Source organism: Burkholderia sp. BCC1640 (assembly GCF_902833125.1).
Classification (GTDB): Bacteria; Pseudomonadota; Gammaproteobacteria; order Burkholderiales; family Burkholderiaceae; genus Burkholderia; species Burkholderia diffusa.
Genome location: NZ_CADFEF010000137.1, coordinates 1 through 533, shown reverse-complemented (window position 1 = coordinate 533; position 533 = coordinate 1). Strand labels below are relative to the sequence as shown.

The following is a 533-nucleotide window of genomic DNA, read 5'->3' as shown; positions in this document are numbered from 1 at the left end:
GCCGTTCGGCGCCTGACCGAGGCAGCTGGAACGGACGCCCGTTTTGTTGCGCCGGACGCGCTGGTTGGACTGGCGGCGGAAGGGTTGCCGGGTGCGCTGGCAGAAACGCGCGACGCTTTGCTGATGTTCTCGGACCGGTCGGCCGCCCCGCCTGAAGCACAGTCCAAGGCCGAGAAGGAGCGCATGTTGGTGCCGGATGCCGTCACCAACCCGGTTTACGCACAGTTCGCACTGAAGACGCTTATGGCGGCCATGTGCAGCTACGTTTTCTACGTCGCGACCGACTGGCAAGGCATCCATACGATGATGCTGACCTGCCTGATCGTCGCGCAACCCAGCCTCGGCGCATCCGCGCAGCGTGCCGTGCTGCGGATCGGCGGCGCGGCGGTCGGCAGCGTGCTGGCGCTCGCGATGGTCGTCTGGGTCATGCCGCATCTGGACGGCATTGTCGGCTTGCTGATGATGACGTTGCCAGTGATCGCGGTGGCCGCGTGGGTATCGGCGGGCTCGGAGCGTATCAGTTACGCAGGTAC

At 65.9% G+C, this 533-nt stretch carries 1 protein-coding gene; it reads left to right on the top strand.

From position 1 onward, the window contains the following. The coding region (locus HWX25_RS32870) for an FUSC family protein (RefSeq protein WP_175912761.1) at positions 1–533 on the top strand (533 nt) is incomplete at both ends.